This window comes from Nocardia sp. NPDC005746 (assembly GCF_040630785.1).
Taxonomy (GTDB): Bacteria; Actinomycetota; Actinomycetes; order Mycobacteriales; family Mycobacteriaceae; genus Nocardia.
Map to the genome: position 1 here is coordinate 321,715 of NZ_JBEXYE010000007.1, position 24,913 is coordinate 346,627.

The window sequence follows — 24,913 nt, forward strand, 5'->3', positions numbered from 1 at the left end:
GCTGACACTGTCCTCGATGAGGACGGTCGTTCATTCTGCCAGACCCCCGTCCGACCGGAGAAATCGCCCCGCAACCCCCGGAAACGGCGACAGCCCACCGGAGGGTCCCGATGGGCTGTGACCGTACCCGCCGCTAGTTCGGGGTCGAGCTGCCCGAGGTCAGCAGCTTCACGATCAGTCCGGCCAGCACGCTGATGGCCAGGGCTTCGATGGAACCCACGGTCGTTCTCCTCATCAGGGGTCGAGAAATGAAACGTGTGAAGCATGCACGATTCACTATCGCCGCGCAGGCGAATCGACAGAAGAGTCCTACCGGCGACGCATGCAGATGGTCAGGCCCGCGGTGGTGCCCGGGCCGTAGGTCAGACTGACCGCGGTGCCGGCGGGACACACGTTGTCGTTCGAGTCGTGGCGATCGGTCACCTCGTACCGGGCCCCGGGGTCCCCGCAATCGATCCGGTGTGTCGCCGACGCCGAGGTCGCGCGGACATTGTCGTCGGTGATGCAGTCACCGACCACCGCGTACCGCGAATCACTCAGATCCGCCGGGCCCATGCAGACCACGAGCACCAGATCCGTCTTGTCGTTGCCGCGGGTGAACACCGAGTTCGCCCCCAGATCGTCCGAGCATTCCGGGCGCGCGGGCTTGCCGTAGCTGGTGCGCACCGACAACACCCGCTGCGAGGCGCCCGGATCGGTGCAGGCCACCTTCTTCATGGTGTTGCGGTCACCGCAGTCACCGAGTTTCGCGGTACCCATGGACATGGCGTCGGTGTCATCGGCACACACCACGATCGCCCGGCCGCCCAGCGAGGACTGCGCGAACGCCATCCGCGCGACCGGATGCTGCTTACACGCTTGATCGGTGACCGGAACCTTCGTATGCAGTTCGACGGCAACGACTTTCGCCGGCGCGGGCGTCATACCGCAGTCGACCCGGGTCAGGGTGTCCCCCGCGCCCTTCACGTCAACGCAGTCCTCGGACCGCAGCGAGCCCGGGTCCGTGAGATTGAACCGGGTCGGGGCCAGACACAGGATGGTGCTGGTCTGCTTGCCCGACACGGGCCACTCGGTCACCGCCCGGGTGGCGTCGGCGTATTTCGCGCACGCCCCTTCCACCGGGAACACCAGATCCTCGCGGCCCACGATCGTGTACAGCGAATGCTCGTCACCGCACCCGTACACCACGGGCTTCACCGGAGTCTCGAGCGCGACACACGACCCGACCGGGAACGCCACCGGATCCGGCCGGGTGAGCACCCACCCGAACAACGCCGACGCCGCCCCCACGATCACCACCGCCAGCACCGCGCCCCACACCCACCACCGCCGCTTCCGTGGCGCCGAGGGAGAAACCCCCGGCGCGTCACCCGCCGGCACAACTCCCGCAGGCGGCGGATACCCGCCCGTCTCCTGCGGCCGCTCCCCCGGACCATCAGCCGAAACCGTCTGCCCCCAACCGAGATTCACCTCCTCGGACTGCCCGGGCGACTGGTCCGACGGCCCCGCCACGCGGGCGCCGGGATCGGATGGTTCGAGCATGGTTCCCTCCCACGGAATGCTGCGGAAACTCTCCGCGACAATGCAGGGGGCGATCCTAAGTTCCGGCATTTCGGCTGCCGGGTGACGGATTCGGGTACCTATACGCCGTGGTTAGGTCGGCGCGGACCGATCAGCGAAGCTCCGCTGTCGCAATCTCGACCGAGACCGGGGCGGGCGGCGACACTACTTCACCCTCGGCCGCGTAAATCTCTTGGCGATAGCCGGATTCGCCCAGTCGATAGCCGCAGAATTTGGCGGGTTTGTCTTCGGGGAGTTCCACGATCCACAGATAGGGAACTCGAGCGGCGGCGTACCCGGCGATCTTCGTATCGCGTTCCTCACGCGTGTTTCCCGACGACCAGACTTCGACGGCCAACACCAGTTCGTGCGCCTCGAAACTCTTGCGGTGCGCGACGACCGCGACATCGGGGATGACGCCAGTCCGGAACGCGGTACTGATCTTCACGCCGACGCCGGGGAGCACCTGGAGATCCGATCGCCCCGCGGCCCGGACCGCCGCGCGAAGCGCCACGAACAATTCACCGGTCGCGTACTGGTGCGACCCCGTGGGCGGAGGTGTCATGTAGAGGTACCCCAGGACGAGCTCGAGACGAGATCCATCGGACGGCTGCTCTGCGGCCAGCCAGTCTTCCATCGTTGACGGGCCGAGTGGGTGGAACGTCGAAACCTCAGCGGTCATCGTCATTTCCCGTCCGATCTGTCCGGGTGTGGGTTCAATCTGATCGACATTGTTTCATGCGCTGAACAGTCGTGGCCCGAACGCGGGACATGCGCCGCTGATCCACGCACCGGCAGGCTCAGCGGTACGCGGTCACCGGGTCGCGGCGGTCGTAGACGCGGCCGCGCAGGACGACCCAGGACGGGGTGGTGAGGATGCGGAGGTTGACGCGGGGGTCGTCCTGGTAGACAACGAAATCGGCGGGGGCGCCGGGGGTGATGCCGGGGTGGGCGAGCCAGTCGCGGGCGTTCCAGGCGGACGCGCCCAGCGCGTCGTGGGTGCTGAAACCGGCTTCGGTCAGGGCGATGATCTCATCGGCTATGCGGCCGTGGCGGATGGAGCCGCCCGCGTCGGTGCCGGTGTAGACGGGGACCCCGGCGTCGTGGGCCTTGGCGACGGTGTCGCGGGAGCGGCGGTGGAGGTCGCGCATGTGAGCGGCGTAGGCGGGGAATTTGGTTGCGCCGTCGGCGATTCCGGGGAAGGTGTCGATATTGACGAGGGTGGGGACCAGGGCGGTGCCCTGAGCCGCCATGGTGGCGATGGTGTCGTCGGTGAGGCCGGTGCCGTGTTCGATGCAGTCGATGCCCGCGGCGAGCAGCCCGGGCAGGGCGTCCTCGCCGAAGACGTGGGCGGTGACGCGGGCGCCCTCGCGGTGGGCGGCGTCGATGGCGGCCTTCAGGGCCGGATCCGACCACAGCGGCGCGAGGTCGCCGACCGCGCGGTCGATCCAGTCGCCGATGATCTTGACCCAGCCGTCGCCCCGGCGCGCCTGCTCGGCGACGATGTCGGGCAGGTCGCGCTCGTCGTCGAGTTCGATGCCGAGTTCGCGGATATAGCGTTTGGGGCGGGCGATGTGGCGGCCCGCGCGGATCACGCGCGGCAGATCGGCGCGCTCGTCGAGGAAACGGGTGTCGACCGGTGAGCCCGCGTCCCGCAGCAGCAGCGCCCCGGCGTCCCGCTCGACCTCGGCCTGGGCGATCAACCCGTCCGAATCCTCGTGCCCGCCACCGTATTTGATGCCGACATGGCAGTGCGCGTCGACCAGGCCGGGCAGGATCCAGCCGGAGGCGTGCACGGTGTCCGCGCCGGGCACCGGCTCGGCGGAGATCACCCCGTCCCGTACCCACAGATCGCGGAGTTCGCCGTCGGGCAGGACAAAGCCACGGAAATGCAGCCGCATGGGATCACTATCGCACGGCCACCGAATCGATCGGTTTCGAAGAAGCCTCCGGCCGCCGCCGCTTCCTAGCATGAGAAGAGTCCCCATCGACACCGACGACGGAGGAAACCACCATGGCCACCAAGCAGGGCGGCACCGCGAAGAAGAAGCCCGCATCGGCGTTCACCACCGACGAACTCGCCGCGATGAAAGAGCACGCCGCCGAGGTGAAGAAGGCCAACGCCCGCGGCGGCAAGGCCACCAAGGCCGACGGCACCCGCGACGTCCTCGACAAGATCGCCGAACTCGACGGCACCGACCTGCACATCGCCCAGCGCCTGCACGCCCTCATCACGGCCGCGGCCCCCGACCTGGTCCCCCGCACCTGGTACGGCATGCCCGCCTACACCCGCGACGGCAAGAACGTCTGCTTCTTCCAGCCCGCGGCCAAGTTCAAGAACCGCTACACCACCCTCGGATTCGAGGGCGCGGCCAATCTCGACGACGGCGGCATGTGGGCGACCTCGTTCGCCATCACCGAGATGACGCCCGAGATCGAGGCCCGGATCACCGCCCTCGTGAAGCAGGCCGCCAGCTGACCGACCCGGCCCGCTCCCCGGCAACCACACCACCGCGCTACGGCCACGCGGACGCCGGGGCTCCGCGACCGCTACGCCCGCGCGAAAGCGCCGAGCAACGCGGGCAGGTCCTCGCGGATCGGGAGTCCGTGCCCGGGCACCAGCACCTCGGCCCCCAGGTCGGCGAGGCTCCGCGCGCTCGCCAACGTCCCGGCCTCGTCGTGGTTGAACACGCCCGGCAGCAGCTGCAAACCGGTCCCCCGCGCGATGGGGTGACCGGTGACCAGCGCGTCCCCGGAGAACAGCACACCCTCCGACGGCATGAAGTACGCGGTGTGACCGTTCGTGTGACCGGGCGTCGGCACCGCGACGAACCCGCCCGGCAACGCCGCCAGGGTCTCCGCGTCCGCCGCCACCGCGGTCGGCACACTCATCCCGATATGCCCCACGCAGGCCCGCAGCGTCTGCGCCACCCACACCGCGCCGCGCCGACTCCCCAACTGCCCCACCATCTGCAGCGGCGTGATCTGCTGCAGATACTCCCGCTTGGCGTGGCGGACCTCCTCGGCCCCGGTGTACACCGGCACCCCGACCCGCTCGACCAGGGCCGGCACCGCCCCGATGTGATCCAGATGCGCGTGGGTCACCAGGACCGCCGCGATATCGCCGAGCTGATGCCCGATCTGGGACACCGAACTCAGCACCGCGGCGGTATCGGCGGGATACCCCGCGTCCACCACGGTCACACCACGATCATCACTGACCAACGCCCAGTTGACGTTCGTCCCCGCCACGACGTACACGGAATCGGAAACCTGATCGATTTTCACGCCCGAACCGTACCGACGATCCGACCGCCGCACACGGCGACACGAAACCCGCTGTGATCCGTCAGTTCTTGGGGAAATTCAGCTTGCTGAGATCGAAGCCCTCGAGGCCCGGGGGCAGTTCGTTGAGGCCGGCCGGAAGGTTGGAGAGATCCGGCATACCGCCGGGCATGCCGCCCGGGAGGCCGGGCATGCCCGGGAAGCCGCCGCGCACCTTGGGCGGGGTCGGGCCGCGTCCGCCCTTCTTGCCCTTCTTGCCGCCCTTCTTGGTGTTCTTACCGCCCCGGTTGCCGCCGGGGAAGCCGAACTGGCGGCTCATCGCGCCCATCATCTTCTTGGCCTCGAAGAAGCGGTCCACGAGCTGGTTGACATCGGAGACCGCCACACCCGAGCCGTTGGCGATGCGCAGGCGGCGGGAGGCGTTGATGATCTTCGGGTTGGCGCGCTCGGCGGGGGTCATGCCGCGGATGATGGCCTGCACGCGGTCGAGCTGCTTGTCGTCGACCTGCGCGAGAACGTCTTTCATCTGGCCCGCGCCCGGCAGCATGCCCAGCAGGTTGCCGATCGGGCCCATCTTGCGGATGGCCAGCATCTGCTCGAGGAAGTCCTCGAGGGTCAGCTCACCGGAGCCGATCTTGCGGGCGGCCTCCTCGGCCTGCTTGGCGTCGTAGACCTGCTCGGCCTGCTCGATCAGGGTGAGCAGGTCGCCCATACCGAGGATGCGCGAGGCCATGCGGTCGGGGTGGAAGACGTCGAAGTCCTCGAGCTTCTCGCCGGTGGAGGCGAAAAGGATGGGCTGGCCGGTGATCTCACGCACCGACAGCGCCGCGCCACCGCGGGCGTCACCGTCGAGCTTGGTCAGCACGACACCGGTGAAGCCGACACCGTCGCGGAAGGCCTCGGCGGTGGAGACCGCATCCTGACCGATCATGGCGTCGAGGACGAACAGAGTCTCGTCGGGGTTGACGGCGTCGCGGATGCCCGCGGCCTGCCGCATGAGCTCCTCGTCGATGCCGAGGCGACCGGCGGTGTCGACGATGACCACGTCGTACTGCTTGGCCTTGGCCTCCTCGATGCCGGCGCTCGCGACGTCGACCGGATCGGACGCGGAGACGCCCAGCGGGTTCTCGCCGCCGCCGATGGAGGTGCCCGGGTGCGGCGCGAAGACCGGCACCCCGGCCCGCTCGCCGACCACCTGCAGCTGGGTGACCGCGCCCGGACGCTGGAGGTCGCACGCGACCAGCAGCGGCGTATGCCCCTGGCCCTTCAGCCATTTGGCGAGCTTGCCCGCGAGGGTGGTCTTACCGGCACCCTGCAGACCGGCCAGCATGATGACCGTGGGCGGGTTCTTGGCCAGGCGCAGCCGCCGGGTCTCGCCGCCGAGGATATTGATGAGTTCCTCGTTGACGATCTTGACGACCTGCTGGGCCGGGTTCAGCGCCGCGGAGACCTCGGCGCCCTTGGCGCGCTCCTTGATCTTCGCGATGAAGCCGCGCACCACGGGCAGCGCGACGTCGGCCTCGAGCAGGGCCAGGCGGATCTCCCGAGCGGTAGCGTCGATGTCCGCCGGCGACAGGCGTCCCTTGCCACGCAGATCCTTGAGGGCACCGGCCAACCGGTCGGAAAGGGATTCGAACACCGATGCTCCTGATCTCGAGGGACGTTCACTCGAGATACCAGGGTAGTGGTTATTCGAGCGACCGCGGGCGGGGGCCGGGGCGGCGCAGGTCGTGCTTCTCGATGGCAACCATGCCGACCGCCTCGCGGGCGGTGAGGCCCAGCTCCAGGGCGAGCCCGTCGAGGATCGCCCAGCCGGCGTCCGACGGGCTCTCGCCGGTGACGGCGGAGGCGATGGTCATGGCGGTCACGGCCTGCTGCCCGGTGAGGGTCCGGCCGGGCAGCCAGGAGACCACCCAGCGGTCGCCACCGACACAGCGGGCGATGTGCGCGGTCAGATCGCTCGTAATCATCGACGCGGAAACGACTTCGATTGCCACCGACTCACTCCCCTCGTGTTCGCGACTCATGACGGACACGTGCACGCGGAATACTAGGGTGTGACGCCGGTCACTCGACCGCATTGCAGCAAATCTCCTGCAACATTCTGATCAACGGGCAAACGCCTGGTTTGCCGGTTACCTCCGTCGCCTGCTCTCCAACCGGAAAACGGCTGGAAGATCCGATTCAGCTGTCTGATTCGGGCGATTTCTTCGGTTGTTGGGGCGGCACCACCGCGAGCACCGCCGCCGAGATCTCGGCTCGCCGCCCGGGCGTGTCGGTATCGCCCAGATCCAGGCAGAAGGTGTCGACGACCGCGGAACCCATGGTCACCACCTTCGCCCACGACACGTTCACCCCCGATTCGGCCAGCGCCGCGGCCAACCGGTTCAGCAACCCGATCCGGTCCTCGGCCCGCAATTCCAGCAACACCCGCCCCGGCTCGGCGGTCTCGTGCCAGAACACCCGCGGCCGCGCCTGCGCGAACGGGCTCGGCTGGGTGCCGACCGCGTCACGCTCCTTGCGGGCCAGCACCGACGCCAGATCCAGATCGCCGTTGATGGCGCGGATCAGCTCCTGCCGCAGCAGACCGGCGTCCGGCGGATCACCGAAACGCGGGGCCACCACGAAGGTGTCGATGGCCGACTCGCCCACACTGGCCAGCTCCGCCGACAGCACTCGCAGCGAATGCACGGCCAGTACGCCAGCGGCCTCCGACAGCAGGCCCGGACTGTCCGGGGCGACCACGGTGACCACGTGGTGGTAGCGGCCGTCCCCCGGCCTCAGATCCACGTGCACGCCACCGGATGCCGCGCGAGCGCGCAATTCCTCGGGGATCCGGGTCGGCTCCGGCAGCGGATCGCCCGCCATGGCGTGGCGGCAGTTGCGGACCAGGTCGCCGATCAGCGAGGCCTTCCAGTCGTTCCACACCCCGGGCCCGGTGGCCAGCGCGTCGGCCTCGGCCAGCGCGGCCAGCAGTTCCAGCAGGTGCGGGTCGCCGTCGAGGGCATCGATCACCATCTTCACGGTGTCGGGGTCGGAAGTGTCGCGGCGCGTGGCGGTATCGGGCAGCAGCAGGTGGTGGCGCACCATGGCCGCCAGCGTCTGCACGTCGGAGGGCCACAGCCCCAGGCGATTTCCGATCGACACGGCCAGCTCCGCGCCGACCACGCTGTGATCCTCGGTGCGGCCCTTGCCGATGTCGTGCAACAGCGCGCCCAGCAGCAGCAGGTCCGGGCGCGAGACGCGGGTGGACAGCGCCCCGGCCTGGGCGACCGTCTCCATCAGGTGGCGGTCCACGGTCCAGGTATGCATGGCGTCGCGCGGCGGCAGGTCGCGCACCACACCCCATTCCGGAAACAGCCTGCCCCACAAGCCCGTTCGGTCCAGGGCCTCGACGGCGTCGACAGAGCCGCGGCCCGCGCCCAGCAGCACCAGCAGGTCGTTGAGCGCCTCCTTCGGCCACGGCTCGCGCAGCTCGGGCGCGTCCTCGCCGAGGCGGTTGAGGGTGGTGGCCGACATCGGCAGCCCGGTCTGCGCCGACGCCGCGGCCACCCGCAGGATCAGGCCGGGATCGCGCTGCGGGCGGGCATCGCGGGCGAGCACCACTTCTCCGGAATGCTCGACCACCCCCTCATCGAGTGGTCGGCGCACCGGAACACGGCGCAAGCGCGCGAGCCCGCGGCGGGGCAGCGCGTTCCCGGCGGTGCGCAGCCCGACATCGGTGGAGTAGCCGATGGTGCGGGCCGCGTCGCTGAGCGTGCGGGCCAGATCGAAGCGGTCACCGATCCGCAGGGCCGCCCCGATCTCGTCGGCGTCCTGGGCCCGCAGCTGGTCGCGGGCGCGGCCCGCCACCCGATGCAGCTCGGTGCGTACATCGAGCAGGCGGCGGTGCGCCTGCTTCAGCCCGCCGCCCGGCACTTCCGGACCGAGCCCCGGCATGGCGTCGGTCAGTTGTGCGATGGCGAGGGCGTCCAGCAACTGGATGTCCCGTAGTCCGCCGCGCCCGTTCTTGAGATCGGGTTCGGCACGGTGGGCGACGTCTCCGCTCCGCCGCCAGCGGGTGTGGGCCTGCTCGATCAGGGCGTCGAAACGGGACCGGATTCCGGCCCGCCAGTCCCGGCGCACGCCGCCGATGAGCAGATTGCTCAATCCGTCGTCGCCGACGATGTGCCGCGCCTCGAGCATGCCGAGGCCGGCGGTGAGATCGTCGGCGGCGACGCGCAACGCCTGCGGGACGGTGCGCACGCTGTGATCGAGCTTGATGTGGGCGTCCCACAGCGGATACCAGAGCTGATCGGCGACCTCGGCGACCCGGGCGGGGTCGACGTCGTCGTAGAGCAGCACCAGATCCAGGTCGGAGTAGGGCAGCATCTCCCGGCGGCCCAGTCCGCCCACCGCGACCAGGGCGAGCCCGCTGTCGGCGGTGATGCCGACCTCGTGGCCCTTGGTGGTCAGCCACAGGTCGTAGAGATCCACCAGGGCCTCGCGCAGGGCCTCCGCGTCGAGACGGGTGGCGCGGCCGTTCGAGCCGTGCTCGCCCAGCAGCTGGTTGCGGGCCCGGACCAGGTCCGAGGCGCCTCCGGGGACTTTCGTGTCCTCGGCCTTGTCTTCGCGTTCCTGCTGGAAACCCACAACCGCCCCTCTCGATTCAATTCAGTTCGCCGCCCCGGCACGGGGACGGCCCCGTCACCGCCGGTTTCGACACCGACGGGGCCGGGGCCGCCACGGGGATCCCGCTCGAATTACAGAGCGTCGGAACCGCGTTCGCCGGTGCGCACCCGGACGATGGCGTCGACCGGGGTGACCCAGACCTTGCCGTCGCCGATCTTGCCGGTGCGGGCGGCTTCGACGATGACCTCGACGACCTTGTCGACGGAGGCGTCGTCCACCACAACCTCGACCCGGACCTTCGGGACGAAATCGACCGAGTACTCGGCGCCGCGGTAGACCTCGGTGTGGCCCTTCTGACGGCCGTAGCCCTGCACCTCGCTGACGGTCATGCCGAGCACGCCCGCCTGCTCCAGGCCGGTCTTCACGTCCTCCAGGGTGAACGGCTTCACGATCGCAGTGATCAGTTTCATGTTCGTCATGCCTCCTTGACGGCGGCGGTGCGCGCCGCACCACTCACAGCAGCGAAATCGTATGCCGATTCTGCGTGCTCGGACTCATCCAAGCCCTGGAACTCGGCTTCCTCGTTCACCCGAAGACCGATGGTGTACTTGATGGCGAGCGCGATGATCAGGGTGGCGATGCCCGAGAAGGCAAGCACCGCACCGGCTCCCACGGCCTGCTTGATCAGCTGATCGAAGCCGCCGCCGTAGAACAGACCCTTGACCGCGGCCGGAGCCTCGGGGGCAGCGACCAGGCCGACCATCAGGGTGCCCGCGATACCGCCGACCAGGTGGACGCCCACCACGTCGAGCGAGTCGTCGAAGCCGAACTTGAACTTCAGGCCCACCGCGAGAGCACAGAGGACGCCGGCGACCACACCGATGGCGAGCGCGCCGATGACGTTGACCGAGGAGCAGGAGGGGGTGATGGCGACCAGACCGGCCACGATGCCCGAGGCGGCGCCCAGGGAGGTGGCGTGACCGTCGCGGATCTTCTCCACGAGCAGCCAGGCCAGCATGGCGGCACCGGTAGCGACGGTGGTGGTGACGAAGGTGGCGCCCGCGATGCCGTTGGAGCCGACGGCCGAACCGGCGTTGAAGCCGTACCAGCCGAACCACAGCAGACCGGCGCCGAGCATCACGAACGGCAGGTTGTGCGGACGCATCGGGGTCTTCGGCCAGCCCTTGCGCTTGCCGAGCACGATCGCCAGGACGAGGCCCGCGACACCGGCGTTGATGTGGACCGCGGTACCACCGGCGAAGTCGATCGCCTTGAGCTTGTTGGCGATCCAGCCGCCGTGCTCACCGGTGACGCCGTCGAAGGCGAAGACCCAGTGCGCGACCGGGAAGTAGACCACGGTGGCCCACACGGCCGAGAACAGCACCCAGGACCCGAACTTCAGGCGGTCGGCTACCGCACCGGAGATCAGGGCGACGGTGATGATCGCGAACATGAGCTGGAAGGCCACGAAGACCGTCGCCGGCACCGTTCCCGCCAGGGGGATGGCCGACTTGATCGTCTGGTCGGTGCTGCTGGCCAGGTAGGTGCCACCGAACAGCGACTTCAGCCCGAAGTACTGGGTCGGGCTGCCGATCAGGCTCCCCTTGTCGTCGCCGAAGGCGACGGAGAAGCCGTACAGCGCCCATAGAACAGTGATCACGCCCATCGAGGCGATGCTCATCATGATCATGTTCAGGACGTTCTTCGAGCGGACCATACCGCCGTAGAAAAACGCCAGTCCGGGTGTCATCAGAAGCACGAGTGCTGAACTTGCCAGCATCCATGCGGTGTCGCCGGTGTCGGCTGCACCTATTACGGGAAACGCCACCTTTTGTCCTCCTCATCTCTGGCCCCGCAGCAACCTGCGCATAAGCCTGCAATGAGATTCGTCAGTCGGTGTTTCCTCCGTGATCCTGCGGCGTTTCGCGTAGGTGAACGGATGAGATTGCAGTGTTGCGGTCACGTTTCCGGTCCCGCACCACTGTTACGACGACATTGTGAGGATGATGTTGGTTTCGATATCGGCGCAGTTCAGTGGGGATTAACCCAGCAGGGCGTCGACGAAGGCGCCGGGTTCGAAGGGAGCAAGATCATCCGCGCCCTCACCCAAACCGACCAGTTTGACCGGTACGCCCAGCTCATGCTGCACCTGGAAGACGATGCCGCCCTTGGCGGTTCCGTCCAGCTTGGTCAGCGCCACACCGGTGATGTCCACGACGTCGGCGAAGACCCGCGCCTGCATCAGACCGTTCTGACCGACCGTGGAATCCAGCACCAGGATGACCTCGTCGACGGCGGCCTTCTTCTCCACGACGCGCTTGACCTTGCCCAGCTCGTCCATCAGGCCGGTCTTGGTGTGCAGGCGGCCCGCGGTGTCGATGAGCACCACGTCCACGCCGCGATCGATACCGGCCGACACCGCGTCGAACGCCACGGCCGCGGGGTCCGCGCCCTCCTTGCCGCGCACGGTCTCCGCGCCCACGCGCTCACCCCAGGTCTGCAGCTGATCGGCGGCCGCGGCCCGGAAGGTGTCGGCCGCGCCCAGCAGCACGCGGCGGCCGTCGGCGACCAGCACGCGCGCCAATTTGCCGGTGGTGGTGGTCTTTCCGGTGCCGTTCACACCCACGACCAGCAGAATCGACGGGTGATTGGCGTGCGGAAGCGCGCGGATGGAGCGATCCAGCTCCGGCCGCAGCGCCTCGACGAGCACCTCGCGCAGCAGCGCGCGGGCGTCGGCGGCGGTGCGGATGCTGCGCCCGGCCATCTCCTCGCGCAGACGCTCCACGATGGCGGCGGTGCTGGCGGTGCCCAGGTCGGCCATGACGAGGGTGTCCTCGATCTCCTCCCAGGAGTCCTCGTCCAGATCGCCACCGCCGAGCAGGCCCAGCAGGGACTTGCCGACGGCGTTCTGGGAACGGGACAGGCGGCCGCGCAGCTTGGTGAGACGGCCCGCGGTGGGTTCGATCTCGGCGATCGCGGGAGCCGCGGCCGCGGGCTCGGCAGGAGCGGTGGCCTCGGGGGCGTGCGCACCGGCGTGGGCGGCGACGGCGGCCTCGGCGCCCGCCGCGATCTCGGCGGCGGCGACGGCGGCCTCGGCGGCCTCCTCGGCCGCGGCCTCCTGCGAGAGCGGCTGCTCGGCGACATCACCGGCTGCCTTGCCCGCGGCGATCTCCCCGGCGGCTTCGGCGGCCTCGATCGCCGCGGCGTGGGCCGCGTCGTCCGCCGGCTCGGCGGGGGCATCGGTGGCGGGCGTGACTGCCGCGTCGGCGGGAGCGGTCTGCGCGGCGGCGCTCGCGGTGGTGTCGGCCGCGGTCGCGGTGGTGTCCGCGACGGGCGTGACGGTCTCCGCGGCCGGGGCGGGTTCGGGCCCCTGGACAGGTTCCGGGAGACGCACCTCGTGGATGCTGCGCTTGCCGGAGTCGCGCGGGATGGCCGCGTCGTCGCCGATGTGCGGCTGCCCCTCGTCGTCGGTGCGCTCGGGCGGGAGCGGCACCGGTTTGTCCTTGGTGGCCGGGACCTTCTCGCGTTCGGGCGCGGAGGTGCCCTGGCTGAAGCTGAATCCGCTCGCGGCCTGGTATCCGCCGGACCTGTCGGTCAGCTCCTTGGTCTCGGTGACCTCCGGGATCAGCGAGATCCGGCGGCGCTTGTTCAGGGCATATCCGGCAACCAGCGCCACGAGCAGCACCGCCGCGATGGCGGCGATGAGAATCCAAACTTCTGCAGTCGTCACGTCCCCATCCTTTCAGAGGTGGTTGCGATGTCGGTTTCACGCACCTACCGTCGCGTCGGGGGGCCGTGGCCGATATCACACGGCGGGGCCGTGGGATGCATCGACACGCCGGGGTGTGGCCCGAAAATCCGACCATCTACCAACCGGTCTGCTCGACTACGTGCCACAGTGCGGAAGGAGCGGCGAATGCGACACCGAGACAATAGGATCGGCGACGTGACCGATCGAAATGTGCTTGGGGGACCGCTGGAGGAGTGTGGCACCGATCCTCTCACCGGCTTCTACCGGGACGGATGCTGCAGCACCGGTCCCGAGGATTTGGGTAGCCACACCGTCTGCACGGTGGTGACCGCGGAATTCCTGGAGCACCAGAAGTCGATCGGCAACGACCTCGTCACCCCGCGGCCGGAGAACAACTTCCCCGGCCTGCAACCGGGTGACCGCTGGTGCGTGGTGGCCGTGCGCTGGCTGCACGCCCACGAGGACGGGGTGGCCGCACCCGTGGTGCTGGCCGCCACCCATGAGAACGCCCTCGAGGTGGTGCCCATGGAGACGCTGCGCAAATACGCCGTCGACGTTCCCGACGACGTCAGCGACCTGCTCTAATCGTCAACGCCCCGCTCTAGTCGTCAACGCCCTTGCGCAGCAAAGCCTCGGTGGCGCTGCGCAATTCGACACGGGCCGCGAACAGTCGCGGATCGGAGGCGAACGCCACCCGGTCCGCGCCCGCGTGCAGCGGGCCGTTGAGCACCTGCAGGGTGATGGAACCGGCGATGGCCCCGAAGAACAGCGCCACCAGCGCGGGCCGCTCCCCCGCCAGGGCCAGGGTGAGCGCCGCCTGGCCGCCGAACACGGCCGCGGTGGCAGCCGAGATGACCAGCGAGTGGGTCATGTCCGCGCGCAGCGCCTCGCCCTCGTCGTAGGCGTCGAGCACCGCGATACCCAGGCCCAGCACCACCAGGTCGGCGGCGGTCACCGACAGCATGGCCGTGCTGGGCAGCACGTTGAACCCGAGCAGGACGAGCGCCGCGCTCATCCCGAGCAGCAGCGCGCCCACGGTGAGCAGCCCGGCCGCGGAACGCCGTGAGTCCTCGGACCATTCGGCCTGCTGGCCGAGCATGGCCAGCATGGTGCCGAGCAGAGCCAGCAGGGTGACTGCGCCGAGCACGTAGCCCGCGGGCAGGAAACCGCCCGCGGCCGGCATCGCCAGCACCGCGCACAGCGGCACCAGCCCGGCCCGCCACCAGCGGTCGACGCGTTCCACCCCGGCGGGCAGCAGCCGCACGAAGACACCGCTGAAGGCCAGCACCGGGGCGCACACCAGCACGATGCGCACACCGTCGAACCAGGGACTCCCCTCTGCCATCCGATCCGCCACCACCGCTGCGGCGAACGCCAGCAATCCGATTGCCGCTCTGCGTAACAACAGCTTTCGCGGATCCCGCGCCAGTAGATACAAACCGAGCCACCATGCGGCACCGAACGCCGCGGCCGACACCCAAACCACGCAGGGAGCGTACTGCCCACCGGCGGTTCGCGGGGGCATACCGCAACGCCGTATATAGCCTTCTACCAGTATTTTTCGCCGATTCCGCCCCCTCGTCACACCTTCGCATCCGTTTGGGCACACGCAGGTCACGAAGGGCCCCAAGGGCTTTCATCGGGCCCCGCGGAGGGGTCAGGCGGGTATCGCGTGGCGGCGGCGGTGGGCCTTCTGACGGCAGGCTGCCGAACAATAGCGCGCGGGGCGGCCGGTGCCGGTCGGGTGGATCGGGGTGGCGCAGATCGGGCAATGCGGGGCCGAGGTTTCGTCACGGATGGCCGTTTCGTCACGCGCGGCGATGACGTTCCCGCGTTTCGTTACGGGCCGCGCCGGAGGGCGGGTGCGCATGGCGTCCAGGACGAGGGCGGCGGGGCGGGACAGCTCGCGCTCCGGTGACAGGCGTTGGATCGCAACGCATCCCGTGAACAGGGCGAGGACGTCGGGAACGGTGAGGTCGGCGCGGACGGAGCCCTGCCGCTGGGCGGCGGCGAGCAGGTCGCCGAGGGCGGCGTGGAAACGGGCTCCGGCGTCGCGCACCAGTTCCCGCGGCCAGCCGTCATTGTTGACCATGTCGCACACGGCCTGGTTGCGATGGCTGGAGGTGATCACCTCGGCACAGAAGGCGAAGAAGGCGGCCCCGGCGTCGGGGGCGTCGCGCAGCCGGTGGCCCACTCCGGTGAGCCGGTCGATGCGTTGCTGCATAACGGCTTCCAGCAGCTCGGTCTTGGTGGGGAAATGGCGGTACACGGTGCCCGCGCCGACCCCGGCGCGGCGGGCCACCTCGGCCAGGGAGACCGCGAGCCCGCCCTCGGCGAGGGCGCGTTGGGCGGCCGCCAGGACCAGGGCGCGATTGCGGCGCGCGTCGGCACGGGCCTTGGGGGCGAGGCTGCTGGTGAGTGCGGGCATTTCGTTACGCGCGTCCTTTCCGGTGCTGGCCAACGAAAACGCGGTGGCCATAGCGTGCATATCCGGGTCGACCGACCCGAATACTACCGAACGAACGGGTGAGAATGTCTGCTCAGAAGGATCTGGCGTCCTCTCGTCATGACCTGATCTTGGTGACCGGCGCGACCGGCAAGCAGGGTGGCGTCACCGCGCGCCGGCTGCTCGACACCGGCCGGTCGGTGCGCGTCCTGGTGCGCGATCCGGAATCGGCTGCGGCGCAGGCCCTCGCCGCGGCGGGCGCGGAGCTCGCCGTCGGCGACTTCGACCGGCCCGAGACGCTGGCCCCGGCCCTGACGGGCGTGGGAGCGGCGTTCCTGGTGCCGCCCGCCGCCTACGGCCCCGACGGCTGGGATGTCGACCTGGAGGTCGCGCGCGGCAGGGCTTTCATCGACGCGGCGGCCGCGGCCGGTGTCGAGTACATCGTATTCACGACCGTCGCCTCGCTGACCGAGGACGGCCAGTGGGGAGCGCAGGGCAAACGCCGGGTGGAGGAGGCGCTGCGCGCGAGCGGCCTGCACTGGACGATCCTGCGTCCGGTCCGGTTCATGGAGAACTACTTGATGCGGGGCTTCCCGGTGGACGGCATCAACGACGGCGTGCACCGGCATCTGTTCCCGGCGGACAAGCCGATCCAGTCCATCGCGATCGAGGACATCGCGGTGATCGCGCAGCTGGCCTTCGACGATCCGGCCCGCTTCCACGGCGAGGTTCTGGAGTTGGCCGGTGACGCTCTCACCATGACCGAGGCCGCGGCGGCCATCACCGCCGCGACCGGCCACCAGGTCCGCTACGTGGAGGCCTCGCAGGCCGACGCCGAGGCCATGGGCCCCGAGGTCGGTGTGGTCTGGCGGCTGTCCCGGGAGGGCCGGGGCTGGCACGCCGACATCCCGGTGGTCCGCGAGATCCATCCCGGCCTGCGGACTTTCGAGGCGTGGCTCGCCGAATCCGGTGCGGCGCGGTTGAAGTCGCTGCTGGATTGACGAGCTCGGGCTCGATCGGGGTCCGGGTGGATCAGTTCAGCGCGCCGTTGTAGTCGGGCAGCTTGAAGGTCTGCTGGGCGTGGCCGCCGGACAGGTCGGAAGCGCTGTTACCGATATTGGCGACGATGGTGTAGCCCTGGGCCTCGATCGAGGCGCGGGTGGCGGTCTTGTAGTCGGCGAGCGCGCCCGCGCCGGAAGAGCCGGTGGTGAGGCCGCCGCCGTAGAGGCCGTCGACCGGGTAGCCGACCGTGGTCAGGTTGATCTGGCTGTAGATGTTCATCACCGAGGGGCGGCCGGTCACGAAGATGATCGCCGCGCCTTGGCTTTTCGCCCACTTGGCCAGCGCCAGCATGGGCGGGATGGCCGGGGTGATGGGTGCCGCGTGGTAGCTGGTCTCCAGCGAGGTGTTGTCGATGTCGAGGACGATGGCCGGCTTGGTGACGCCCGGCAGCGCGGTGGTCAGGTAGGCCTGGGCGGCGTTGGCGACGGTGGTGACGTCGCTGATCCACTGGCTGTAGGGCGGGAGGTTGGCGTTGCTGCCGCCGGAGCCCGACAGGGATCCCGTGCCCGAGCCGGACCCGGCGGATCCGGTGTCGGCGAGGGCGAGTGGGAGCGGAGCGGCGAGGCCGACGGTGAGTCCGGCGGCCAGGACGGCGATGGAGCGCTTCATGGGGCCGGAGGCTAGCGGCGACCCAATGGGACGCGCAGGTGTTTCACTCCGACATCGGGATGAATTTCCGCTCAGCGGGACTCCGTGGCGAACCTACGGCGTCGCACCGACCAGGTTCTCCCCGCGCATCCGCTGCGAGATCACCTGCGTGATGCCGTCACCGCGCATGCTGACGCCGTAGAGCGCGTCGGCGATCTCCATGGTCGGCTTCTGATGGGTGATCACGATCAGCTGGCTCTTCTCCCGCAGCTGCTCGAACAGTCCGATGAGCCGGCGCAGGTTGGTGTCGTCCAGCGCGGCCTCGACCTCGTCCATCACATAGAAAGGAGAAGGCCGGGCGCGGAAGATCGATACCAGGAAAGCGACGGCGGCCAAGGACTTCTCGCCGCCGGAGAGCAGCGACAGCCGCTTGACCTTCTTGCCCGGCGGGCGGGCCTCGACCTCGACGCCGGTGGTGAGCATGTCCGCGGGATTGGTGAGCAGCAGCCGCCCCTCACCGCCGGGGAACAGGCGGCCGAAGACGCCGGTGAACTCGCGTTCCACGTCCTCGTAGGCCTCGGTGAAGACCTGCAGGATGCGCTCGTCGACCTCGGCGACCACGTCGAGCAGGTCCTGGCGGGCCTTCTTGACGTCCTCGAGCTGGGTGTTGAGGAAGGTGTAGCGCTCCTCGAGGGCCGCGAACTCCTCCAGCGCCAGGGGATTCACCTTGCCGAGGGTGACCAGGTCCTTCTCGAGCCGCTTGGCGCGGCGTTCCTGGGTGGCGCGGTCGTAGGGCATGGGCTGCGGCTCGCTGACCGCGTCGCCTCGCTCGCGAGCCTGCTCGTACTCCATCATCTCCAGCGCGGTGGGCGGCATGGGGACGTCGGGGCCGTATTCGGCGATGAGGTCGTCGAGGCTGACGCCGAATTGTTCGGCGATGGTGGTCTCGACCTGTTCGATGCGCAGCGCGGCCTGGGCGCGGGCCACCTCGTCGCGGTGCACGGCATCGGTGAGCTGCGCGAGCTGGGTGGTCAGGGCGCGTGAACGCTCCTTGGTCTGATCGGCCTGGGCGGCGAATTCGCCGCGGCGACGCACCAATTCGTCGCGGCGGGCGGCGGCCTGGGCCACCACCTGCTCGAGTTCGGCGGCGATCTTCTCCGCGGAGGCGGCGACCACGGCGGCCAGCGCGGCGGCCTGGCGGCGGGCGGCCTGGGCGCGTTCGGCGCGGGCCCGGTTCTCGCGTTCGGCGCGGGCGGCGCGGCGCAGCGAATCGGCCTTGCCGCGTACCGATTCCGCGCGTTCCTCGGCGGTGCGCACGGCCAGGCGGGCCTCGACCTCCATGGAGCGGACCTCGGCGAGGGCGGCGGCGGCCTCCTCGCGGGCGTATCCGGCGGTCTCGGTGCCCGCGGATTCCGGGTCCAGGTCGGCCTGTTCGTTCTCGGCGTGGCGCAGCCTGTCCTCGAGTTCGGCGAGCTTGGCGAGGGTTTCCTCGCGGCCGGTCTCGGCGTCGGCGCGCTGGGCCAGCAGCCGGTCGCATTCGCGCTGGGCGCCGCGGGCGGCGTGGCCGAGGCGGCCGAGCCGGTCGTAGATGGAGACCAGGGCCTGGTCGGATTCGTGCAGGGCGAGCAGGGCGTGGTCGACGGCTTCCTTGCGGTCGGTCTGCTCCGCGAGCGCCCCGGCGAGCGCGGCTTCCAGTTCCTCGGCCTGCCGCTGCCAGGACGCCAATTCGGCGGTGGCGGAATCGATGTCGGCCTGCACCTCGAGCTGGCTGGGGGCGCGGTCGGAGCCGCCGAGCAGCCAGCCGCTGCCGGTGATGTCGCCGTCGCGGGTGACCACCCGCAGTTCCGGGCGCGCGGCGATGACCTGCGCGGCGGTGGCGAGGTCGTCGGCGACGGCGATGCCCGCGGTGAGGGCGGTGATCGCGCCGCGCAGGTTGGCGGGGCAGTCGACCACGTCGACGAGCCAGCGGGCGGAGCCGGGCAGGGGGTAATCCGCTTGCGCCGCAGGGAGATTCGCGGCGTCGGCGTAGACCAGGGCGGCGCGGCCGCCGTCGCTCTCCTTGAGCGCGCGCACCGCGGCGTGCGCGGAGGGCCCGGTGTCGGCGGCCACGGCGTCGGCGAGCGGACCGAGGGCCGCGGCGACCGCGGACTCGAAGCCGCCGTGCACGCGGATCAGGCCGGACAGCGGGCCGAGCAGTCCGTCGGCGCGGTGCTCGAGCAGCCAGGCCGCGCCGTCCTTGCGGCGCAGGCCCATGGCGAGGGCTTCGATGCGGGCGGTGAGGGAGGCGACGCGTTTACCGGCCTCGCGGTCCTGTTCGCGCAGTTCGGTGACGCGCTGGTCGGCCAGCGCGAGGGCCTGGGCGGCGTGCTCGTAGGCGTGGTCGAGGCCTTCCTCGCCGGCGTCGAGTTCGTTGAGTTCGCCCTGCACGGCCTCGAATTCGGCATTGGCGTCCTCGCCGCGGCGGCGGGCCTCGGCGATGGCGGTGGACATGCGGGCCACCTCGCCGTCCACGGACTGGGCGCGGATGCGCAGGGTGTCGACCTGGCCGGAGAGCCGGGCCAGGCCCTCGCGACGGTCGGCGACGGCGCGGACCGCGGCCAGGTGCGCCTGCTCGGCGGCCTTGGCGGCCTGCTCGCGTTCGTAGAGTTGCTCGCGGGCCGCTTCCAGCGTCTCGGTGGCGATTTCGACGGCTTCGCGCAGTTCGGCTTCTTCGGCCTCGACCCGATCCGCTTCGCGCTCCAGCTGTTCCGGATCTCGACCGGTGCCGGTCGGTTGCTCGATGGTCAGGTTGCGCGCGCGATCACGCGCGATCCGGATAGTGGCGTTGACGCGTTCGGTCAGCGCGGACAGCTGGAACCAGGTCTGCGCGGCGGCCTCGGCGCCGGGGGTCAGCTTGGACAGCTCGAATTCCTGCTGTGCCAGTGCGGCATTGGCGGCATCGAGTTCGGCCTGCACGGTGACGTGCTGCTCACGCGCGTACGCCTCCTTGCTCTGCTGGCTCTCGAGTTCGCGGCGGCGGCTGACCAGATCGTCGGCGGCGAGCCGCAGCCGGGCGTCCCGCAGCTCGGACTGGACGGTCGCGGCGCGACGCGCCACCTCGGCCTGCCGGCCCAGCGGCTTGAGCTGCCTGCGCAGTTCGGTGGTGAGGTCGGTGAGTCGGGCCAGATTGGCCTGCATGGCGTCCAGCTTGCGGACCGCCTTCTCCTTGCGCCGCCGGTGCTTGAGCACGCCCGCGGCCTCCTCGATGAAGGCCCGCCGATCCTCCGGCCGCGATTCCAGGATCGCCGAGAGCTGACCCTGACCGACGATGACGTGCATCTCGCGGCCGATACCGGAGTCCGACAGCAGTTCCTGCACGTCCATCAACCGGCAGGAGTTGCCGTTGATCTCGTACTCGCCGGCGCCGTCGCGGAACATGCGGCGGGTGATCGACACCTCCGAGTACTCGATGGGCAGCACCCCGTCGGAGTTGTCGATGGTCAGCGTGACTTCGGCACGACCGAGCGGAGCGCGGCCCGCGGTACCGGCGAAGATGACGTCCTGCATCTTCCCGCCCCGCAGCGCTTTCGCGCCCTGCTCACCCATCACCCAGGTGAGCGCGTCGACGACGTTCGACTTGCCCGACCCATTGGGCCCCACCACACAGGTGATCCCCGGCTCGAATCGCAACGTCGTCGCGGACGCGAAGGACTTGAACCCCTTCAACGTCAGACTCTTCAGGTGCACAGCGGCTCAGACTACCCGCTTCCCGAAGATTGCCCCGAGTATGCCGACCTCGCGTCCCTTGTGCGCCACGGCGCGATCCGGGTCGCGGGTCAGCGGGCGCGGTAGCGGTTCCAGGCGGCGGATTCCCAGCCCATGACGACACGGAAGACCAGTACCGCGCCCCAGGGGCCGATGACCCAGATGGGCCAGGGGTAGGTGAATTCGCCTGCGGCCACCGAGATCGCGGCCCAGATGAACAGGCACAGCAGGCTCACCCCGAGCCAGGCGCTGCCCTCGATCCGCTGCCAGAGCGGCAGGCGGGCGCGCGAAGTGTTCTGCGGCGCAACGGTCTTCGAGAGCTTCGGCAGGTCTCGCAGGACCAGCTGGAGGTCTTCGCGGGTGGCGGTGGCGTAGACGCTGGTGAGGCGGTCGTTGTATTCGGCGAGGTCCAGGCGGCCTTCGGACAGGTGACGGCCCAGGAGATCGGCGATCTGGGCGCGCTCGGCGTCGGAGGCGCGGGTGCCGGTGGTGATGTCCATGTCGATCCTTAACGGTCGAGCGCTACCGGATATTCCATTGTGGAACGTGAATCCAGGATAAACCTCCACATTGGAATGTTCAAGAGATTCAAGTGAGGGCGGGTGCCAGCACATTTGCCAGCAGGGGGGATGCGGTGAGATGGTTGATGCCAGTTCTCGGACAAGGAGTCATCGTGGACCTTGACTGGTCGCCTGCTGATCTGGCGTTTCGTGATGAAGTGCGCAGCTTTCTCGACGAAAAGTTAACCGACGATCTACGCCGAGCGGGACGGTTGGCGACCAGCGTCTACCCGGACCACGAGGCCAGCATGGAGTGGCAGCACATCCTGCACGAGCGCGGCTGGGCCGCCCCGGCCTGGCCGGTGAAGTACGGCGGCTGCGACTGGAGCCTCACCCAGCACTACATCTTCGGCCGCGAATGCACCCTGGCCGGGGCGCCGAACCTGTCCCCCATGGGAATTCGCATGGTCTCGCACGCGATCATGGCGTTCGGCACACCGGAGCAGAAGGACTTCTTCCTGCCCGGCATCCTCACCGGCGAGGTCTTCTTCTGCCAGGGCTACTCCGAGCCCGAGGCCGGGTCGGACCTGGCCTCGCTGTCCATGGCCGCGGTCGCCGACGGCGAGGACCTGGTGGTCACCGGCTCCAAGATCTGGACCACCCACGCCACCGAGGCGAACTGGATCTTCGCGCTGGTCCGCACCTCCAAGCAGGCCAAGAAGCAGCAGGGCATCACCTTCCTGCTGATCGATATGCGCACCCCGGGCATCGAGATCCGGCCGCTGGTCATGACCTCCGGCGAGCAGGTGCAGAACCAGGTGTTCTTCGATCAGGTCCGGGTGCCGAAGGCGAACGTGCTGGGGCAGATCGACGACGGCTGGACCGTGGCCAAGTTCCTGCTCAACTTCGAGCGCGGCGGCGGCGCGGTCGCCCCGGCCCTGCAGGTGATGGCCGAGGAGTTGGCACAGGCCGCCACCGATCAGGTCGCCCCGGGCGGCGGCGCGCTCATCGACGACCCCGCCTTCGCCGCCAAGCTGGCCGATGCCCGGCTGCGCGCCGATGTGCTGGAGATCCTCGAATACCGCACGCTCGCACTGGTTTCCAGCGGCAAGGACCCGGGCCCGGCCGCGTCCACGCTCAAGATCCTGGGCACCGAGCTGAGCCAGGCGCTCACCGAGCTGGCACTGGAGGCCGCCGGTCCGCGGGGCCGCGCCTATCAGCCGCACGCCACCATGCCGGGCGGCCCGATCGCCGACTTCACCCCGCCCGCCGACGGTTTCGTCGCGGGCGAGGAGTGGCAGGCGGTCGCCCCGCTGCGGTACTTCAACGACCGCGCCGGCTCGATCTACGCCGGCAGCAACGAGATTCAGCGCAACATCATCGCCAAAGCCACCCTGGGACTGTGACATGGACTTCTCTTTCACCGCGGAACAAGAACTGCTGCGCGACACCGTCACCGAGTTCCTGACGGCCCGCTACCCCCTGGAGGCGAGCCGGGCCGCGGCGCGCACCGGGGCCGGGTGGCAGCCGGAGATCTGGCGCGGCCTGGCCGAGGAGGTCGGGATTCTCGGAGCGAGCCTGCCGGAGTCGGCAGGCGGCATCGGGGGCGGACCGGTCGAGACCATGATCATCGCCGAGGCACTGGGCGCGGCCCTGGTGCTGGAGCCGTACGTGGACACCGTCGTGGTGGGCGGCGGCCTGCTGCGCCGCGCCACCGGCAAACGCGCCGAGGACCTGCTGGCGGGCATCGCCGCCGGTGAGGTGGTGACCGGATTCGCCGCGCTGGAGCCGCGATCCGGCTACGACTACACCGCGGTGACGGCCACGGCGGTGCGCGACGGCGACGACTGGGTGATCACCGGTGAGAAGACGGTCGTGACCGCGGCGCCGCTGGCCACCCACCTGCTGGTGACCGCGGTCGCGGACGGCGAGATCGCCCTGTTCGCCGTCGATGCCGACCCGGCCGCGCCGCCCGCGGGGCTGACCGCGCGCGCCTACCGGACCATCGACGAACGTCAGGCCGCCGACCTGACCTTCGACGGTGTGCGCGTCCCCGCCGACGCCCTGCTGCTCGCGTCCGCCGGCGAGGCCATCGCCGCGACCGTGGACGAGGCCATCGCGGCGGTGTGCGCGGAAACGGTCGGGGCCATGCGCAAGGTGGTCGACGACACCGTCGCCTACGCCAAGCAGCGCCGCCAGTTCGGCGTCCCGATCGGCAGCTTCCAGGCCCTGCAGCACCGCATGGTGGACATGCTGCTGGAGCTGGAACAGGCCGTGGCCGCAACGTATCTGGTGACCCTGAAGCTGGACGCCCCCGCCGCCGAGCGGGCTCGCGCGGCCTCGGCCGCCAAGGCCACCGTGGGCCGTGCCGCCCGCCGGATCGGCCAGGAGTCGGTGCAGCTGCACGGCGCCATGGGCATGACCGAGGAACTCGCCATCGGCCACTTCTTCAAGCGCCTGACCGCCGTGCAGTACGAGTTCGGCACCACCGACCAGCACATTGCCCGCTACGCCTCACTGACGCGGCCGTAGCGGGCCCGCCCGCGCACCGGCTCAGGGGTGACCGGTGCCGGATCGGGTTCCGGTGGATCGTGTGACCGATCCACCGGAACCCGATTCATCCGCGCCACGCCGGAGTTCGGCGGCGACATGCCGGGCGGACCGGCGCACCGCTGCCACGATGACCAGCGCCAACGCCGGTCCGGTGACGAAGCACAACAGACTCAGGGCGATCAGTAGAACGGTTCCCACGTGCGGATTATCGTCCCCCTCGGGGCGTTTCGGCCAATTTCGGCTAATCCAAGGCAACGACAGCGTGACCGCCGCACCGTCAGCGTGATCGAGGACACAGCCGCGCGCCCGTCACGTCCGCGGGACCTGTCTCGTCCAAGGGGTGCACACCATCCCAGGAAGGACGACACCATGTCGCGATTGACCATGCACGAGGCGGCTCCCGAGGTCTACCAGGCCTGGCTCGCCGCCGAGACCGCGATCCGGCGCGGCCCGCTCGACGCCACCGTGCGCGAGCTGGTGAAGATCCGGGTCTCCCAGATCAACGGCTGCCTGTTCTGCGTCGACATGCACTCCACCGAGGCCCGCAAGGAAGGTGAGACCGAGCGTCGGCTCTGGCACCTCGCCGCCTGGCGCGAGTCGGCGCTGTTCACCCCCGCCGAGCGGGCCGCGCTCGAATACGCCGAGGCGGCAACACAGCTCGGCCCGCACGGGGTGAGCGACGAGATCTGGGCGGGCGTCGAGAAGCACTTCGACGACGGCCAGCGGGCCGGTCTGGTCGCGGTGACCGCGCAGATCAACCTGTGGAACCGCATCGGCGTCCCGCTGCGGCTGGAGCCCTTGGGCGAATAGCGC

General features: G+C 69.8%; 22 protein-coding genes. 6 read left to right on the plus strand and 16 right to left on the minus strand.

What is annotated here, in order from left to right:
* Positions 1–309: 309 nt before the first annotated feature.
* The 3 genes from ABZ412_RS16680 to ABZ412_RS16690 all read right to left on the minus strand — a co-directional run bounded on the left by ABZ412_RS16680 (position 310) and on the right by ABZ412_RS16690 (position 3,461).
* On the minus strand, positions 310–1,542 hold the full coding sequence (locus ABZ412_RS16680; protein ID WP_357281586.1) for a hypothetical protein: 1,233 nt from the start codon (positions 1,540–1,542) through the stop codon (positions 310–312).
* 130 nt (positions 1,543–1,672) lie between these two features.
* Positions 1,673–2,248 carry a Uma2 family endonuclease gene (locus ABZ412_RS16685; RefSeq protein ID WP_357281587.1) on the minus strand — a complete coding sequence of 192 codons (576 nt, stop codon included), beginning with the start codon at positions 2,246–2,248 and terminating at the stop codon, positions 1,673–1,675.
* Between the two features lie 112 nt (positions 2,249–2,360).
* Positions 2,361–3,461 carry an amidohydrolase family protein gene (locus tag ABZ412_RS16690; protein ID WP_357281588.1) on the minus strand — a complete coding sequence of 367 codons (1,101 nt, stop codon included), beginning with the start codon at positions 3,459–3,461 and terminating at the stop codon, positions 2,361–2,363.
* A gap of 113 nt (positions 3,462–3,574) precedes the next feature.
* Between ABZ412_RS16690 and ABZ412_RS16695 the strand changes: the two genes are divergently transcribed.
* A complete protein-coding gene (locus tag ABZ412_RS16695; RefSeq protein WP_357281589.1) occupies positions 3,575–4,039 on the plus strand; it encodes a DUF1801 domain-containing protein in 465 nt (154 codons plus the stop codon).
* 71 nt (positions 4,040–4,110) lie between these two features.
* Here the strand turns inward: ABZ412_RS16695 and ABZ412_RS16700 are convergent, their stop codons facing one another.
* The 7 genes from ABZ412_RS16700 to ftsY form a co-directional block, all read right to left on the minus strand.
* Positions 4,111–4,848, minus strand: a complete 738-nt coding sequence (locus tag ABZ412_RS16700) for an MBL fold metallo-hydrolase (protein ID WP_357281590.1) — start codon at positions 4,846–4,848, stop codon at positions 4,111–4,113.
* Between the two features lie 61 nt (positions 4,849–4,909).
* Positions 4,910–6,484, minus strand: a complete 1,575-nt coding sequence (gene ffh, locus ABZ412_RS16705; protein ID WP_357281591.1) for a signal recognition particle protein — start codon at positions 6,482–6,484, stop codon at positions 4,910–4,912.
* Positions 6,485–6,533: 49 nt separating this feature from the next.
* Entirely contained in the window at positions 6,534–6,842 is a 309-nt protein-coding gene (locus ABZ412_RS16710) for a hypothetical protein (RefSeq protein WP_357281592.1), read from the minus strand.
* Positions 6,843–7,029: 187 nt separating this feature from the next.
* A complete protein-coding gene (locus ABZ412_RS16715) occupies positions 7,030–9,477 on the minus strand; it encodes a [protein-PII] uridylyltransferase (protein WP_357281593.1) in 2,448 nt (815 codons plus the stop codon).
* Positions 9,478–9,587: 110 nt separating this feature from the next.
* A complete protein-coding gene (locus ABZ412_RS16720) occupies positions 9,588–9,926 on the minus strand; it encodes a P-II family nitrogen regulator (RefSeq protein ID WP_040859831.1) in 339 nt (112 codons plus the stop codon).
* A 5-nt stretch (positions 9,927–9,931) separates the two neighbouring features.
* Positions 9,932–11,236, minus strand: a complete 1,305-nt coding sequence (locus tag ABZ412_RS16725; RefSeq protein WP_357281594.1) for an ammonium transporter — start codon at positions 11,234–11,236, stop codon at positions 9,932–9,934.
* Between the two features lie 261 nt (positions 11,237–11,497).
* Positions 11,498–13,186, minus strand: a complete 1,689-nt coding sequence (ftsY, locus tag ABZ412_RS16730; RefSeq protein WP_357281595.1) for a signal recognition particle-docking protein FtsY — start codon at positions 13,184–13,186, stop codon at positions 11,498–11,500.
* A 216-nt stretch (positions 13,187–13,402) separates the two neighbouring features.
* Between ftsY and ABZ412_RS16735 the strand changes: the two genes are divergently transcribed.
* Complete coding sequence (locus ABZ412_RS16735; RefSeq protein WP_326357779.1) at positions 13,403–13,792, plus strand: DUF2237 domain-containing protein; 390 nt, start codon at positions 13,403–13,405, stop codon at positions 13,790–13,792.
* Between the two features lie 16 nt (positions 13,793–13,808).
* Here the strand turns inward: ABZ412_RS16735 and ABZ412_RS16740 are convergent, their stop codons facing one another.
* Positions 13,809–14,693 (minus strand): hypothetical protein, encoded by an 885-nt coding sequence (locus ABZ412_RS16740; protein ID WP_357281596.1) that lies wholly within the window; start codon positions 14,691–14,693, stop codon positions 13,809–13,811.
* A gap of 171 nt (positions 14,694–14,864) precedes the next feature.
* Positions 14,865–15,635 carry a helix-turn-helix domain-containing protein gene (locus tag ABZ412_RS16745; protein WP_357281597.1) on the minus strand — a complete coding sequence of 257 codons (771 nt, stop codon included), beginning with the start codon at positions 15,633–15,635 and terminating at the stop codon, positions 14,865–14,867.
* 104 nt (positions 15,636–15,739) lie between these two features.
* On the opposite strand from ABZ412_RS16745, the gene ABZ412_RS16750 reads away from it, so the two are divergent.
* Positions 15,740–16,654 carry an NmrA family NAD(P)-binding protein gene (locus ABZ412_RS16750; protein ID WP_357281598.1) on the plus strand — a complete coding sequence of 305 codons (915 nt, stop codon included), beginning with the start codon at positions 15,740–15,742 and terminating at the stop codon, positions 16,652–16,654.
* A 31-nt stretch (positions 16,655–16,685) separates the two neighbouring features.
* Here the strand turns inward: ABZ412_RS16750 and ABZ412_RS16755 are convergent, their stop codons facing one another.
* From ABZ412_RS16755 to ABZ412_RS16765, 3 genes are all read right to left on the minus strand, one after another.
* A complete protein-coding gene (locus ABZ412_RS16755; RefSeq protein ID WP_357281599.1) occupies positions 16,686–17,324 on the minus strand; it encodes an HAD family acid phosphatase in 639 nt (212 codons plus the stop codon).
* A 93-nt stretch (positions 17,325–17,417) separates the two neighbouring features.
* Positions 17,418–21,029 carry a chromosome segregation protein SMC gene (gene smc, locus ABZ412_RS16760; protein ID WP_357281601.1) on the minus strand — a complete coding sequence of 1,204 codons (3,612 nt, stop codon included), beginning with the start codon at positions 21,027–21,029 and terminating at the stop codon, positions 17,418–17,420.
* A gap of 89 nt (positions 21,030–21,118) precedes the next feature.
* On the minus strand, positions 21,119–21,547 hold the full coding sequence (locus tag ABZ412_RS16765; RefSeq protein WP_357281602.1) for a DUF1707 domain-containing protein: 429 nt from the start codon (positions 21,545–21,547) through the stop codon (positions 21,119–21,121).
* A gap of 173 nt (positions 21,548–21,720) precedes the next feature.
* On the opposite strand from ABZ412_RS16765, the gene ABZ412_RS16770 reads away from it, so the two are divergent.
* On the plus strand, positions 21,721–22,953 hold the full coding sequence (locus tag ABZ412_RS16770; RefSeq protein WP_357281604.1) for an acyl-CoA dehydrogenase family protein: 1,233 nt from the start codon (positions 21,721–21,723) through the stop codon (positions 22,951–22,953).
* 1 nt (position 22,954) lies between these two features.
* On the plus strand, positions 22,955–24,079 hold the full coding sequence (locus tag ABZ412_RS16775) for an acyl-CoA dehydrogenase family protein (protein ID WP_357281605.1): 1,125 nt from the start codon (positions 22,955–22,957) through the stop codon (positions 24,077–24,079).
* A 21-nt stretch (positions 24,080–24,100) separates the two neighbouring features.
* Here the strand turns inward: ABZ412_RS16775 and ABZ412_RS16780 are convergent, their stop codons facing one another.
* The gene (locus ABZ412_RS16780; protein WP_357281606.1) at positions 24,101–24,298 is read right to left on the minus strand and encodes a hypothetical protein; all 198 of its coding nucleotides are present in this window, start codon (positions 24,296–24,298) and stop codon (positions 24,101–24,103) included.
* Positions 24,299–24,469: 171 nt separating this feature from the next.
* On the opposite strand from ABZ412_RS16780, the gene ABZ412_RS16785 reads away from it, so the two are divergent.
* On the plus strand, positions 24,470–24,910 hold the full coding sequence (locus ABZ412_RS16785; RefSeq protein ID WP_357281608.1) for a carboxymuconolactone decarboxylase family protein: 441 nt from the start codon (positions 24,470–24,472) through the stop codon (positions 24,908–24,910).
* Positions 24,911–24,913: the final 3 nt, after the last annotated feature.